General features: G+C 65.0%; 15 protein-coding genes. 5 read left to right on the forward strand and 10 right to left on the reverse strand.

All coding sequences use genetic code 11. The annotated features are described in order from the left end of the window. Positions 1 to 18 precede the first annotated feature (18 nt). The 8 genes from AC4AMJ_RS19415 to AC4AMJ_RS19450 all read right to left on the reverse strand — a co-directional run bounded on the left by AC4AMJ_RS19415 (position 19) and on the right by AC4AMJ_RS19450 (position 7,696). On the reverse strand, positions 19 to 813 hold the full coding sequence (locus tag AC4AMJ_RS19415) for an SDR family NAD(P)-dependent oxidoreductase (protein ID WP_489914062.1): 795 nt from the start codon (positions 811 to 813) through the stop codon (positions 19 to 21). 96 nt (positions 814 to 909) lie between these two features. Next, positions 910 to 2,280, reverse strand: a complete 1,371-nt coding sequence (locus AC4AMJ_RS19420) for a cytochrome P450 (RefSeq protein ID WP_489914064.1) — start codon at positions 2,278 to 2,280, stop codon at positions 910 to 912. Positions 2,281 to 2,285: 5 nt separating this feature from the next. After that, complete coding sequence (locus AC4AMJ_RS19425; protein ID WP_489914066.1) at positions 2,286 to 2,531, reverse strand: ferredoxin; 246 nt, start codon at positions 2,529 to 2,531, stop codon at positions 2,286 to 2,288. Further along, positions 2,524 to 3,384, reverse strand: a complete 861-nt coding sequence (locus AC4AMJ_RS19430; RefSeq protein WP_489914068.1) for a mycofactocin-coupled SDR family oxidoreductase — start codon at positions 3,382 to 3,384, stop codon at positions 2,524 to 2,526. Before AC4AMJ_RS19430 ends, AC4AMJ_RS19425 begins: the two co-directional genes overlap by 8 nt. 73 nt (positions 3,385 to 3,457) lie before the next feature. Beyond that, positions 3,458 to 4,912, reverse strand: coding sequence for an aldehyde dehydrogenase family protein (locus tag AC4AMJ_RS19435; RefSeq protein ID WP_489914070.1), 1,455 nt, complete (start codon positions 4,910 to 4,912; stop codon positions 3,458 to 3,460). Positions 4,913 to 5,109: 197 nt separating this feature from the next. After that, positions 5,110 to 6,090 carry an NAD(P)/FAD-dependent oxidoreductase gene (locus AC4AMJ_RS19440; protein WP_489914072.1) on the reverse strand — a complete coding sequence of 327 codons (981 nt, stop codon included), beginning with the start codon at positions 6,088 to 6,090 and terminating at the stop codon, positions 5,110 to 5,112. Positions 6,091 to 6,347: 257 nt separating this feature from the next. Then, positions 6,348 to 7,214, reverse strand: a complete 867-nt coding sequence (locus AC4AMJ_RS19445; protein ID WP_489918469.1) for an alpha/beta fold hydrolase — start codon at positions 7,212 to 7,214, stop codon at positions 6,348 to 6,350. Between the two features lie 8 nt (positions 7,215 to 7,222). After that, positions 7,223 to 7,696 carry a cupin domain-containing protein gene (locus AC4AMJ_RS19450; protein WP_489914074.1) on the reverse strand — a complete coding sequence of 158 codons (474 nt, stop codon included), beginning with the start codon at positions 7,694 to 7,696 and terminating at the stop codon, positions 7,223 to 7,225. 140 nt (positions 7,697 to 7,836) lie between these two features. Between AC4AMJ_RS19450 and AC4AMJ_RS19455 the strand changes: the two genes are divergently transcribed. Next, the gene (locus AC4AMJ_RS19455) at positions 7,837 to 8,298 is read left to right on the forward strand and encodes a cupin domain-containing protein (protein WP_489914076.1); all 462 of its coding nucleotides are present in this window, start codon (positions 7,837 to 7,839) and stop codon (positions 8,296 to 8,298) included. Between the two features lie 71 nt (positions 8,299 to 8,369). On the opposite strand, the gene AC4AMJ_RS19460 is transcribed toward AC4AMJ_RS19455, so the two are convergent. Further along, complete coding sequence (locus AC4AMJ_RS19460; RefSeq protein WP_489914078.1) at positions 8,370 to 9,158, reverse strand: enoyl-CoA hydratase/isomerase family protein; 789 nt, start codon at positions 9,156 to 9,158, stop codon at positions 8,370 to 8,372. Between the two features lie 132 nt (positions 9,159 to 9,290). Here AC4AMJ_RS19460 and AC4AMJ_RS19465 point away from each other — a divergent pair, with 132 nt between their 5' ends. Genes AC4AMJ_RS19465 through AC4AMJ_RS19480 form a run of 4 tightly spaced genes read left to right on the forward strand, consistent with a single transcriptional unit; the run spans position 9,291 to position 12,976 of the window. Further along, a complete protein-coding gene (locus tag AC4AMJ_RS19465) occupies positions 9,291 to 10,346 on the forward strand; it encodes an acyl-CoA dehydrogenase family protein (RefSeq protein WP_489914080.1) in 1,056 nt (351 codons plus the stop codon). Beyond that, positions 10,343 to 11,245 carry an NAD(P)-dependent oxidoreductase gene (locus AC4AMJ_RS19470; protein WP_489914082.1) on the forward strand — a complete coding sequence of 301 codons (903 nt, stop codon included), beginning with the start codon at positions 10,343 to 10,345 and terminating at the stop codon, positions 11,243 to 11,245. The genes AC4AMJ_RS19465 and AC4AMJ_RS19470 overlap by 4 nt, the downstream gene beginning before the upstream one ends. Beyond that, positions 11,242 to 12,084, forward strand: a complete 843-nt coding sequence (locus tag AC4AMJ_RS19475; RefSeq protein ID WP_489914084.1) for a sugar phosphate isomerase/epimerase family protein — start codon at positions 11,242 to 11,244, stop codon at positions 12,082 to 12,084. Before AC4AMJ_RS19470 ends, AC4AMJ_RS19475 begins: the two co-directional genes overlap by 4 nt. A gap of 43 nt (positions 12,085 to 12,127) precedes the next feature. Continuing rightward, positions 12,128 to 12,976, forward strand: a complete 849-nt coding sequence (locus AC4AMJ_RS19480; RefSeq protein WP_489914086.1) for a sugar phosphate isomerase/epimerase family protein — start codon at positions 12,128 to 12,130, stop codon at positions 12,974 to 12,976. A 163-nt stretch (positions 12,977 to 13,139) separates the two neighbouring features. Here the strand turns inward: AC4AMJ_RS19480 and AC4AMJ_RS19485 are convergent, their stop codons facing one another. Continuing rightward, positions 13,140 to 13,937, reverse strand: coding sequence for a crotonase/enoyl-CoA hydratase family protein (locus AC4AMJ_RS19485; protein ID WP_489914087.1), 798 nt, complete (start codon positions 13,935 to 13,937; stop codon positions 13,140 to 13,142). Positions 13,938 to 13,961: the final 24 nt, after the last annotated feature.

Genomic DNA, 13,961 nt, shown 5'->3' on the forward strand with positions numbered 1-13,961 from the left:
ATCTCGGACGCGGTCTTGCTAGGAGAAGGACCCGATCTTGTCGGCCGACTCGCCGCCGACATGGAAACGCCCGCCGTCCACCCGCAGCATCGATCCGGTGACCCAGCGAGCGGCGGGGCCCAGCAGGTAGAGAACCGCGCCAGCGATGTCAGAGGTCTCGCCGAGTCGCTGCAACGGCACCAGAGCAGTCTCGGCGACGCCACGCTCGCCCTCCCAGATCGGCGCGGCGAGTTCGGTTTTGATGATGCCCGGTTCGATCGTGTTCACCGTGACCCCGCGCGGCCCCAGTTCGCGTGACAGCGTGAACGTCAGACTCTCGAGCGTCGCCTTCCCCGCGGCGTACACCCCCGCCACCTCGTGGACCCGTCGCGCCCCGGCCGACGAGATGTTGACGACGGCCGATCCACTGGGCAGTCCGAACGCCGCGGCCTCCTGGATGATCGACAGCGCGGGCCACGTGTTGGCCAGGAGGGTGGCCTGGAACGCTTCTTGCCCACATCCCAGCAGCGGCCCTGAATAGAAGCTGGCCGCAGCATTGTTGACGATGAAGTCGACCCGCTCGAACTCGTCCATCGTGGTACGCACAAGTCGTGTCGCGAACGAGGGCTCGGTGAAGTCACCCTGGATGCCGATGGCAGAGCCACCGGATTCCCTGATCTCCGCCACGGCACGGTCCAGGACGTCGCCATCACGACCATTGAGAACGACGGACGCACCTCGCTCCGCGAGTCCATCGACCACCGCGCGGCCGATCCCCCGAGATCCGCCGGTCACGATCGCGACCTTACCTTTGAACCAGTCTTCGTCGGTCATGCTCCAACTCTCATGTCGCACTGTTTCCATCAATCCATCTGACCGACAGCCGAAGGGGGCACCCAAGTCTGGGTTCCCCCTTCGGCCTACGGCTGCTTACTTGTTACGTCGAGCGGTGACCCGATCGGCCAACTGCTCGTCGACGACGATCTTCTGGGCCTTCTCGATGGTCGCGGCAAGCCCCGGCCCACGGCGCTCGCCCGGGGTGAAGGTCGCGGGCATGTTCACCAGGCCGTTGATCTGGCCGACCGACTCGTAGTGCACCACCGCGTCGGGATCGATCACGAAGTCCGGCATCCGATCGAGCACCGCGGTGATCATCCGTTTGAAGACAACGCGCGCGACGTTGGAACCGATGCACCGGTGGATACCGAGGCCGAAGGCCGCATGCCGGTTACCCGTGCGATCGAAGTCGACCTCGTCCGGGTTCTCGAACACGTCGGGCGACCGATTGGCCATCGCCCACGAGACCCACACGCGTTCACCCTCTTTGAACTCGACGCCGTCTATCTCGACATCATCGCTGAAGGTACGCGCGTCGCCCACCGCCGGAGTGAAGTATCGCAGGAACTCTTCGGTGGCGGGGTCGAGGAGCGTGTCGACCTCCGCCGCGAGGCGTGCCCGCTCATCCGGGTGCTGGGACAGCCACAGGAGTGACTGCCCGGTCAACGCGGTCGTGGTGTCGAATCCGCCGCCGACCAACAGCATCAACGTGCCGGTGATCTCCTGGTCGGTGAGTTCCCGACCGGCGATGGTCGCATTGATGAGTGCGTCGACGAATCCCGGCCGGGGGTTCGCTCGGACCTCGGGCACCGCATCGGTCAACGCGGCCCTACTGGCCATGACGATCGTCATCACCCGTTCGTGATCCGGCGAGCCCGGCGGGGTGTACATCAGCGCGTGCTGCGCCTCGCTGTGGACGTCCCAGTCGGAGAGCGGTAGTCCCAGCATGCCCATCGTGGTGATCGCCGGCACGATGGTGGCCAGATCGTCGATGAAATCGATGCTGCCGCTTTCGATGTGGTCGTCAAGGCAGGCGTGGACGAGCTCATCGATGATCGGCACCCACCGTGCCACCGCCGCGGGTGACATGTAGGGGTTGAGAACCTTTCGGAAGTCGGTCTGCTCCGGCGGATCGAGTTCGAGGAAGGACGGGGTGTCGTACGGCCCGTAATCGTATGCCGGGATGGAGATTCCCTTGTACCCGTTCACGCTGCCGTCCGCATCGCGGAAGTTGGTCACCTCGGGTCGCCGAGCGACAGCGAAGACCTGATCCATCCCGCTGACGACCCAGTGATCCTCGTACGACCCGGTCCAGGCGATGGGGCACTTCGCGTGCAGCTCGTGCGTCTGCTCGACGAATCCCTCGCGGAACCCCGGGCCGTGCCGCTCGAAGTCGATCGGACACTTCTTCAGTTCTTCGGTCTTGGAGGCATTGTCTGTTGTCAATGTATTGACGTCGTCCATGAGAATCAGTCCCCGATCATTCTGATTGCACGTTCCGGACACGAACCGATCGCCGAGTTCGCCGCCTGTTCCAGGCCACTGGGGACCTCGCCACCGTTGTTCGCCTCGCTGTGACCGTCTTCGTCCCTGAGTGTGAACAGATCGGGCGCGACCATTGCGCACAGCGTGTGCCCCTGGCACGCCCGCTCGTCGACTTCCACCTTCATCTCGACCCCTTCTGTCGATGAACTCTTGACCGTGGTCTCAGACATGGAACGGGTACCACTTCAGGTATCCGCCGGCGTCGACGCGCATCTGCGTACCGGTGACGTATCGGGACTCGTCCGATGCCAGGTAGACCACAGCGTTGCTGATGTCGACGGGCTCGACCCAGGCAACCGGCATCGATTGCTGAACCTTGAAGGCTTCGCGCGCGTCTTCCATCTTCGGGTTCTCCAGGTCCGGGCGGAAGATCCGAGCCATGGCGTCGCTCTGTAGCATCGCGGTGTTGACGTTGGTGGGATGAACGACGTTGGCGCGGATCATCTGCGGCGCCACCACGCGGGCGAGCTCGTTCATGTAATGCGTGAGCAACTGCTTGGCGACGGGGTAGCCGGCGCCTCCCGGATCGGCGCCGGGATTGTCGACACCGCCGGAGGGCATGAGTGCAGCGGTGGATCCCGTCGCGATGATCGACGCACCCTCCTTCAGGTAAGGGAGGGCCGCGTGGATGGCGTTCTGGGCACCCATGAGGTTGATGCCGATGACGTCGATCCAGCCCTGCATGCCGGCATCGCTGAGCATGGGGCAGATACCCGCGTTGGCGACGACGATATCCAGGCGGCCGAACTCCTCGACCCCAGTCGCGAGTGCGGACGCGAGCTCGCTCTCCACGCGGACGTCGCCTTCGAAGGTGACGATGCGTCGCCCGTGAGCCTCCACCAGGCGGGCGGTCTCCTTGAGGTCCTCCGGACGCGACATCGCATACGTGTTGGACGGAACGTCCTTGCAGATGTCGACTGCGATGATGTCGGCGCCCTCTTCGGCCAGGCGTACCGCGTGGCTACGCCCCTGCCCGCGCGCTGCACCGGTGATGAATGCAACCTTACCTTCGACCCTACCCATGATGTTCTCCTAGCTCTACGTGTTGTTGGTTGTTGTACAACGTGTTTGACGTCTGACCTGCGTCGCGGAACGCTCAGGCCGGACGTGCGATGGACTTGACCTGGAGCATGTCTTCGAGACCCTCGACTCCCCACTCACGACCGATGCCGCTCTGCTTGTAGCCGCCGAACGGTGCGGTCTGGTGGTTCCACATCTGGTCGTTGATCTGGATGGCGCCGGCGCGCATGCCCTCCGCGACCTTCCGTGCGCGTTCGGGATCCGCACTCCACACGCCACCGGCGAGACCGTAGATCGTGTCGTTCGAGATCGCGATCGCTTCGTCGTCATCGTCGAACGGGATGATGCACAGCAGCGGCCCGAAGATCTCCTCCTGTGCCACGACCGAGTGGGAGTCGGCGTCGGCGACGATCGTCGGCTCCACCCAGTAACCCTTCCCGAAGCGATCGCTGGCCTTGCCGCCGGTGATGACCCGGCCGGCATCTGCGGCCTGCGCGTAGTACTTGAGCACGGAGTCGTACTGCTTCTTGTTGGCCAACGGGCCCATGTAGTTGTTCGGATCGGTCGGATCGCCCCAGGGAATCATCTTCATCGTCGCCTCGGCGATCGCGATCGCCTCTTCCTGACGTTCCCGCGGCACGAGCAACCGAGAGTAGATCCCACAGCCCTGACCCGCATGGCTCATCGTGGTGCCCACGATGAAGGGGATGGCAGAGGCGAAATCCGCGTCATCGAGCACGATCGCCGACGACTTGCCGCCGAGTTCGAGTTGGAGCCGCTTGACGGTCGGCGCGGCCGCGGCCATGATCCGGCGGCCGGTGGCCGTCGAGCCCGTGAACGTGATGGCGTCGACCTCTGGATGCGTGGTGAGCACCGACGCGACCTCGTTGTCGTCGGTGGTCACGATGTTGACGACGCCGGCCGGAATATCCGTGTGTTCCTGCAGAAGTCGCCCGATCTCGAGCGTGCTCCACGGAGTGTCCGGCGCCGGCTTGAGGATGATCGTGCAGCCTGCGGCGAGGGATGGCGCCAGCTTGCCGAGGGCAAGGAAGACCGGGTAGTTCCATGGCGTGATCGCGGCGACGACGCCCGCGGCCTCGCGCCGGATGATGCGGTGCGCGCCTTCATCGCCCGCGGCCGGGGTGATCACTGTCTCGAACTCGTAGTGCCCGAGGAGGTCGATGTAGTGCCCCATCATCTCGATGGAACCGTCCAGCCCCACCATCTTGGTCATCGAGTACGGCAGTCCCGCCTCGGCGATGAGAATCGGTCGCAGTTCCTCGGTGTGCTTACGCAGAACGTCCTGCAGCTGGATCAGGCACTTGCGGCGGAACTCCACGTCGGTCGACCAGGTTGTGGTGTCGAAGGCGCGACGCGCTGCATGGATCGCGCGCTCCACATCCTCGACACCCGCGTTCGGGGCGGTTCCGAGGACCTCTTCGGTCGCCGGATTGATGTTGTCGTAGACACGCCCGCCGGTCGCTTCGACCAGTTCGCCGTCGATCAACATTCGGTACTCAGAATTGCTCATCGTTCAAGTTCCTTGCTTATTTCTGGTTGGAGGACGTGTCTCGTGACTCGCCGTTGCCGACGAATCGCCGGTCTGCTGTGAGCGGGATGCGCACCTCATGAAACTGAGATCTACATCATAGCTGTCATAGTATACCTAGTCACCTACTTACTGCGAGAGTTCGCCGTAAACACCGGTTCCACGCCAGAGCAGTCAGCTCAGCCGTCGGTGGAATGGCCGGGGAACAGCGTCAGCTCAGGGTCGAGAACCACGGCTGCGTTGTTGACGGCCGTCGCGACCTCGCCGAACCCGACCGACATCAGCCGCACCTTGCCGGTGTACGAGGTGATGTCACCCGCCGCATACACCCGCGGAACGGTTGTCTGCATCCGGGTGTCCACGACGATCGTCCGGCGATCGAGTTCCATACCCCACTTCGTCAAAGGCCCGAGATTGCTGATGAAGCCGAGTGCGGCGATCACCGAGTCGACCTCCAGAACCCGGTGATCGTCCTGGCCGTCGACACGGACGTGTGCCTGCCTGACGGTGCCGTTGCCATGCAGCGCAGCCACCTGTGCATCCGTGATGATCTCCACGCCACTGGTTTTCAGTTCCTGGACGCTCGCTGCGTGGGCACGGAAGGTACTGCGCCGATGGACGACGGTGACCGACCGAGCGATCTCGCGCAATGCGAGGGCCCAATCCACGGCGCTGTCACCGCCACCGACGACGAGCACGTCGCGGTCGGTGTGCTCTTTCGGGTCCGGCACGAAATAGCTCAGCCCGCGGTCCAGGAACTCCTCACCGGCCGGCAGCGTACGCGGGGTGAAGGTCCCGATGCCCGCGGTCACGATCACCGCGCCGGCATCGACGACGGTGCCGTCGGACAGGGTCACCACCGGCCGACCCTGCGCGGAGTGCTCCAACGTCACCGCCTCTCGTCCGAGCAGATAGGTCGGATCGAAGGCATCGGCTTGGGCCTTGAGCGCAGCAACGACCTCGCGGCCCCGCGCCGCTGGGACACTGGCGATGTCGCGGATCTCCTTCTCCGGGTACAGCGCAGTTATCTGACCGCCACACTGTGGGAGTCCATCCACGAGCACGGTGGACAATCCACGGAAGCCCGCGGTGTATGCACCGAACAGTCCTACCGGGCCCGCACCGACGATGAGAATGTCCGTCGTGACCGTATCGGCCATGAGCCGACCTCCTGAAGTCTGTAAAGGATTCGTGAGTCAGCCGACGCGGTGCGCGGGCAGTCAGTGACACGTCGCCGCAGCGGCTCCGCCCGCTTCTACGTGGCTTCTCTGGGACAGAGCCTATTTCGCCCCACCGACCCGCAGAAGCGTCGATTCCGCTCGGTGGAATCGACCGTATTCGCAGGTGGGACGGGCAGCGTGAGTGAGCACGCCCGAACCCGCCGGCAACGACGAGAGGGCCCGACCGACGCACGACACTAGTGTCGTGCGTCGCGGAGAAGGTATGGGATCACGGTGCTCTCGAACTCATCCTTGCGCTCGATCATCGCCCAGTGCCCGCAGTTGTGGAACACATGTAGTTCACAGTTCGGGATCAACCGCATGGGCATGAGCGAGCTGTCCAGTGGCGTCACCCGGTCATCGCGGCCCCAGGTGAGGAGGGTGGGTGCCGCGATCTTGGTCAACGTCTCGATCTGGTTGACCACGGCGGCGCCGTTGCGTACCCGCATACCGGCGAGCGAGCCGGCGTTGAACAATCGCCGGACATCCGCCAGCGCTACAGGATCCGAGGCGGTCTGCCATCGGCTCTCGACGAACTCCTCGGTCAGGATCGCCGGGTCGTAGACCATGGATTCCATCCACGCCATCAGGTTCTCGCGCGTGGGATCGTCGACGAATCTGACGAGGAGTTTGATGCCCTCGGGTGGCGACGGGCTGAAGACGGGCGTGCCGATGCCGCCGATGGTGACCAGGCGCTTGACTCGCTCGGGCTGCGTCGCGGCAAGTCGCGATGCGACGTTGCCGCCCATCGAATTTCCGACCACCGCGACCTCGTCGAGGCCCATTCCGTCGAGGAAGTCCACCACTGACGGCAGTGCGGTCAGCATCGGGTTCTCGTTGCACGAGTAGCTCTTCCCGAATCCGGGGAAATCGAGGATGAGGGTGCGGAAGTGCGAGGCGAAGGCCGGGAGGTTGCCCTGGTAGTTGCTCCAGCCACTGACACCTGGGCCGGACCCGTGCAGGAGGAGCAGCGGCGGGCCGTCCCCGGCCTCGTGGTAGTGGAGGACGCCCTTGGCGGTGTCGAGCGTACGGCGAGTGGCGTCGTGGGCCAGAGGCGAGGTCATCGTCTCGGTCATCGCCGGACCGCCCATCCGAAGTCGTGCCAGTAGGTCTCCAACTCGGTCACCGGCCGCGGCCAGGTCTCGATGTAGGTCACGCCCTCGTCGCCTGCGGTCATCGTGTACGCGGTCCCCGCGCGGCTGACGAACACCTGCCCCGGACGCACCGTGACCGTCTCGGGCTCGTCGTTGTCGTAATGCTCGATGTGGTACTCACCCTGTAGGACAAAGAGCATTTCGTCCACGTTGTGGTGATGGCGAGGAACGGTGAATCCCGGGGTCACACGCAACGGATTTCGATTGAACCGACGCATTTCGATCGGCTTCGTCGTCACGAACATGTGATTCTCGAATGTCGCCCGGAAATCGACCGGCGCGTCTTTGAGAAGTCCGCCGTCATTCCAGAAGTAGCTGGGATTGTCCTGTTGATCCAACCCCATCGGAACCCAGTCCAGGCCGTCGGTGAGATTGCCGAATACCAGTGTCATCCCTGCACCGTAGGACGCCCGATGACACCATGTCGCACGGCGATTCCGCTCGATGGGACACCGAGGATGCGCAGCGCCGCGGTTCCGGTGAACGGAATATGGCTGTGCGCGATATCGCCGTCGCCCGACATACTCGCCCGATGGCAACCGAAACTATCGAACTGCTGTCCACCGATGGTTGGCGAGACATGACCGTGGACCAGTCCTTCCCGGCGTATCTGTGGGCGGACGGAGGTTCGCTGGCCGATGCGCCGGTCGACATGGAGAAGACATTCGCCGGACAGATGTGGGTCGCGTCGAAGATTGACCCGGCATTCAATCTGAACGGACTCCGATGTGCCCCCGGGTTCGCCGTTCCGCGACACCACCACAACGTCGACGAGCTGATCATCGTGTTCGAAGGCGAGTTCCACGTCGCGTGGGGCGAGAACGGCGAAGATGGCAGCCGAACCGTCGGCCCCGGCGAGTTCTGGATCAGCCGAGCCGGCACACCATACCTGATGACCGCGGGACCCGAAGGTGTCACCTACGTGGAGACCTGGCCGGAGCCGATGTCCAAGCTCGAGACCTACTGGCATGACGCCGGGTGGGTTCCTCGCTGAGTGCGGTGACCGATACCGAGCGGGCCTCCGCGACTGCCGACGCAGCTTCGCGGAGGCTCGCCTGCTCGACCTCACCCCGTAGCGCTCGAGAGGTTCCCGCGACCGAACACCGGCACCCGCTTCTCCACGAAGGCGGCCTTGGCCTCGGCCGCATCCGGGCCGCCGATGTTGTTGACCTGAGCGCTCGACTCCGCGCGCAGCGCCTGTTCCAGGCTGCCGCCCTCGGCGGACGCATCCAGGAGCCGTTTCGTCAGCGACAAAGCGCGAGCCGGTCCCGCCGCGAGTCGTGCCGCCATCGTCGCGACCGTCTCATCGATCTCCTCCGGCGCGACAACCCTGGTCACCAACCCGAGATCGGCGGCCTCCCGCGCCGAATAGATGTCACCGAAGAACGCGATCTCCTTGGCTTTCTGCAGACCTACCAGCTTGGGCAACAGCCACGATCCGCCGCCGTCGAGCGACAGCGCCCGACGTACGAAGATCTCCGAGAACCGAGCTCGATCCGTCGCCACCACGAGGTCGCACCCCAGGGCCAGGTTCCAACCCGCTCCGACCGCGACGCCGTCCACCTTCGCAATGGTCGGAATCGTCAAGGCGTGCAGGGCACGAGCCGCTTCACTCACGTCCGCCATGAACGCGAGTTTGTCGTCGCCCTTCATTCCCGCGAGGTCAGACCCCGAGCAGAAGTCTCCGCCGTCGCCGGTGAGCACCATGACCCGGTCGGTACCAGCCCGCTCGATCGCGAGGAAGGTATCCGCCAACTCGTGCCACATGGGCACGTCGACGGCGTTCTTCTTCTCCGGGCGCGACATGACGACCGTTGCCACACCACCGTTTCGCTCGACACGCAGCGAGTCCATCGACGTTGTTCCCCAATCTTTTCGAAGATCCCGATGGGCGTCGGCCACTGCTCCGCCGTGCCACCCACATCTAGACCGCAAGGTAGTTGACGTGGTTAACTACGTCAATTGCTACGATCCGCAAGGAGTGTCATGGATTTCGCCCTGAGCGAGGAGCAGACAGCTCTCGCCGAAGCCGAACGAGGCTGGCTGGTCAAGAACGATCCCCTGCTCGTCCGACGTCCGACGATCGACGACGGCCAGGCGACGATCCCGTCCGATGCGCTCGCCCATGTCGCCGATTCCGGGCTCCTCGGCCTGCTGACCACTGAGATGGGGGGCTGTCACGTCGACCTGCTCGTACTCTGCGAGGAGCACGGGCGCGCGGGCAGCGCGGTACCGATCGCCGAGCTCGCCACCACGTGCGCAATCCTCGAACGCATTGGGCATCAAGGACTCTCCGAAGCCGCTTCGGGTGAGACCGTGACCTTACCGGTGCTCGATTCGCTCACCTCCCCGTCGCTGTCCGCGCAGATCGACGGGACCCGGCTCCGGCTGCGCGGTACGACAGCTCCCGCCACCGGGCTTCCGGACGCAGCGCAACTCCTGGTGGCGGCGACAACCCAGGACGACGTCGACGTCGTCGCTGTGGTCCCGGTCGAATCCGTGTCGATTCGAGCCCTCCAGACACTCGACCTCACCCGAGCGTGGTCGGTGGCCGACATCGATCTGGATCTCGGCTCGAGCGCGTGGTCACCGGCTCCTCCCGGAACCGTCCCCCGACTCCGGGACGAACTCGCCACCTACCGTGCTGTCGATGCCCTGGGTGCAGCCGCTCGCCTCGTCGATCTGACCGTCGACTACGCCGGTCAGCGAACGCAGTTCGATCGCGTGATCGGCAGTTTTCAAGCGATCAAACATCATTGCGCCGACATGGCACTCGCTGTCGAGGCGTCGCGGGCCGCTCTGTGGGCTGCCGCGGTGTCTCTCGACGGCTCTGACGCGCAGGCACGCACCCGCGCCGTCGCCGCCGGTGCGGCCTTCGCCGGAGAAGCCACCCGCACGACCGCCCAAACCGCACTGCAAGTCCACGGCGGAATCGGCTTCACCTGGGAACACGACGTCCACTTGCTCCTCCGCCGCATCAAGGTCGACGAACTCCTCGACGGGTCTGTCAGCCACCACCGCCGCCGATTGATCTCCGCATGAAGATCGGGTTCATCGGTGCGGGCCGAATGGGTGCACCCGTCGTCGGGCGATTGCTCGCCGCCGGCCACGAGGTCACCGTTCTCACCCGGCGCCCGGAAGCCCTGGCCGCCGCGCAGTGCAAGGGGTGGCTCACCGCCGACACGATCAGCGAGACCGTTCAGAATGCCGACATCGTCGTCAGCATGGTGCTGAACGACGAGCAGGTTCAGAATGCCATGCTCGGTCCCGTCGGTGCGCTCGCCGCAATGACGACGGGCGCGGTCCTCGTCCAGCACACCACCTGTGACCCCGACACCGTTGCCTTGCTGGCCGACGCCGGCACGGCACGCGGAGTGCACGTCCTCGACGCCGCGGTGTCCGGTGGCCCGCGGGACATCGAAGCGGGTCACCTCACTCTCTGGGTCGGCGGAGACGCGGCAATTCTCGACGCCGTGCGGCCCACCCTGGAGACCTACGCTTCGCCGGTGCTCCATGTGGGGTCGGTGGGTGACGGTCAACGGGTCAAGCTCGTCAACAATGCTCTCTTCGTCGCACAGGTCGGGCTCGCCATCGACGCGGTTCGACTCGCCGACGCCGTCGGCATCAGCGAGTCGAACATCCTGTCGGCCGTCCAGCACGGCAGTGGTGACAGCCGGGCCCTCAACAGCGTCGCCTGGATCGGCGTGGAACACGTCGGTAGCCGATTGTCCGAGTTGATGAGCAAGGACGTCGCCGTCATCCGCCAGATCGCCGAGCGCTCCAGCACGGATCTCGGCCTCCTCGGCGACGTGCTCTCCTCAGACCTCGTCGAGGATCAGGTCCTCTGCGCCGGCGCCAATGGAGACCGAGAACTCATCCGTACCAGCACACATCCACCAGAATCGATGAAAAGCTCTGCAGCGAAAGATGTCCCACGATGACTGAACTCGGAATCGAATACCAGACCGCACTCGGTCTTCCGCCGGTGGACTTCGTCCATCTCGCCGCCGACCTCGACTGCCGCCATATCTCGATGAAGGTCACCGGCGAAGGCGTCTACGGTCACCCGGCCTTCTCGATGCTCGACGACGTCGCTTTGCGACAACGGTTCATTGCGGCGCTGAAAGAACGCGAGGTGACGATATCCCTGGGTGAGGGCTTCGTCGTACGCCCCTCGCACGAATTGCGTGACGAAGCAGCGGCATTGGACGTGATGGCGGAACTCGGCGTCACCCGCGTGAACACCGTGACGATGGATCCGGACCTACCACGGAGTTTCGATCAGTTCGCAATGTTCGCCGAGATGGCGTCCAACCGGGGCATGACCACCACGATGGAGTTCGCCAAGTCACTCACCGTGACAGACCTGCCGACCGCGCTGGCAGCCGTCGCTCATGTCGGACGCCCGGATTTCGCACTGCTCGTCGACACCATGCACGCTGCCCGATCCGGCAATGGTCCCGATGACCTGGTCATGCTCGACCCCGAGTGGATCGGGTACATCCAGCTCAGCGACGACACGCTGGCACAGCGCAATCCGGTCTACCGGGACGATTCGAGCGACCGCCGGGTGCCCGGCGCGGGCGAGATGCCCCTGATCGAGATGATCGCTGCGCTACCTCCGGTCCCGGTCATCGGCGTCGAGGCACCGATGCGCTCTCTGTTCGCAGCGGGTACGCCGGTGTCCGAGTGTGCCCGGCAGGCTGTCGTCGGGGCACGGGAGGTGCTCAAGTCGGCCGACGAACTCCGGCAGACCCGCTCGCAGGGCTGCCACCGCTGACCATCGATCAAGCGAACATCGTCACCCATGCAGGAGGCCGGAAATGAACAACGAAGCGCCAGTGATACTTACCGCGACGGACCGGCCGCATCCGCGCGTATCGGTGAGCGGACTGTGCTTCCCGACGGCGACCGCGATCGAGTCGATCGAGGCGGTCGCCCGGCTGGGCGCATCGACGACATCTCTCACGTCCGGGAAGATCCTCGACAGCGGTGCGGACCTGGTGGCCGAGGCCGGCCGCCGGCACGCTGTCCGGATCGGCACGACCACGGCGTTACTGCGATTCGACCTCACGCCGGGCGCCGATCTTGAGGATCAACTCGCCCGCGCGCGCACCGATATCGACCAAGCCGTGACCGTCGGGGCGAGCACGGTGTACACCCTGACCGGACGACGAGTGTTGCCCGACTGGGACGCGAACGTCTCCGCGTATGCCGATGCAGTCGCCGGCGTCATCGACTACGCCACCACCAAGGGCATCACGGTGGCGGTCGAGCCCACGAACTGGCTCTACGCGGATCTCAATTTCGTTCACAGCTTTCACGACGCGCTCCTGTTGGGCGCCCGGACCGGTATCGGCGTCTGTCTGGACCTCTTCCATGTCTGGACCGAGGCCGAGCTGCTCGACGACATCCGCAAGAACATCGAACAGATCTCACATGTCCAACTCAGCGACATGACCCCGGGCATACGTGCCCTGCCGTGCCGAGATGTCCCGGGCGGCGGCGACATTCCACTTCGGCACATCGTGGCCGAGATCCTCGACGCCGGATACGACGGCGTCTTCGACCTGGAACTGAGCGGTCCGAGCATCGACGCTGCAGGACATGCCGAGGCGGCGGCGACAGCGGTCGCCTGGCTCAGCGAGGTGCTGTCCGAGCTCGGCGCCTGACCCGGCCACCACCGCTCCGACGCGCGACCCGGCCCGGCCAGGCCAGGCCAGGTCAGGTCAGGTCAGGTCAGGTCAGGTCAGGTCAGGTCAAAGAATGATGCGGTCCGGGTCGCGGGATGAGAACACCGCGACCCGGACCGAGACCAGACCTGAGCAGGCCGACTCAGCGCGCCAGCCAGACCGGCTGACGCTTCTCCGCGAACGCGCGCGGCCCCTCCTTGGCGTCTTCGCTCATCGCCAGCAGATCCCATTCCGCCCGGGACAGATCCCACCGATCGCTCTCGGCGACATGCACCCCTTCCACGACTCCATAGGCGACGCGTTTGCTCGCTTGGACAGACAGCGGCGCGTTGACCGCCACCCGCTGGGCGAGGTCGATCGCAGCTTCGACGACCTTGCCTTCCGGGACAACCTGATTGATCAGACCGACCTCGAGTGCCCGCGCCGCGGAGATCGGATCGCCGGTGAAGATCATCTCCATCGCGAGACGCTGCGGCATCTGAGCCGGGAGACGGAAGACACCGCCTGCCCCCGCGATCAGTCCTCGTTTGACCTCGGGCAGGCCGAACGTGGCGTTCTCCGCCGCGACGATCAGATCGGCCGCCATCGCGAGCTCGGTGCCGCCGCCGAGCGCGGTTCCGTTCACCGCGGCGATCGTGGGCTTGTCCGTGTACTTGTTCACGAAGCCCGCGAAGCCCCACTCCCTATGCTCCGGCGCGTAGACCGACTCGCCGCGCGAGATCGCCTTGAGATCTGCTCCCGCGCAGAACGATTTGTCACCCGCGCCGGTCAACACGATCGCACGAACTTCCGGGTCGGCGTCGGCCTCGTCGAGCGCTCCGCCGATCCCGGCGCTCACCGCCGAGTTGACCGCGTTGCGCGCGGCCGGACGGTTGATCGTGATCACCATGATGTTGCCGGTGCGCTCCACGAGCACCGCGGGTTCGTTCACTTCAGTCACCGCTGGTCCTACTTCCTCTTCGAT

The organism is Gordonia sp. LMA484 (genome assembly GCF_058129505.1).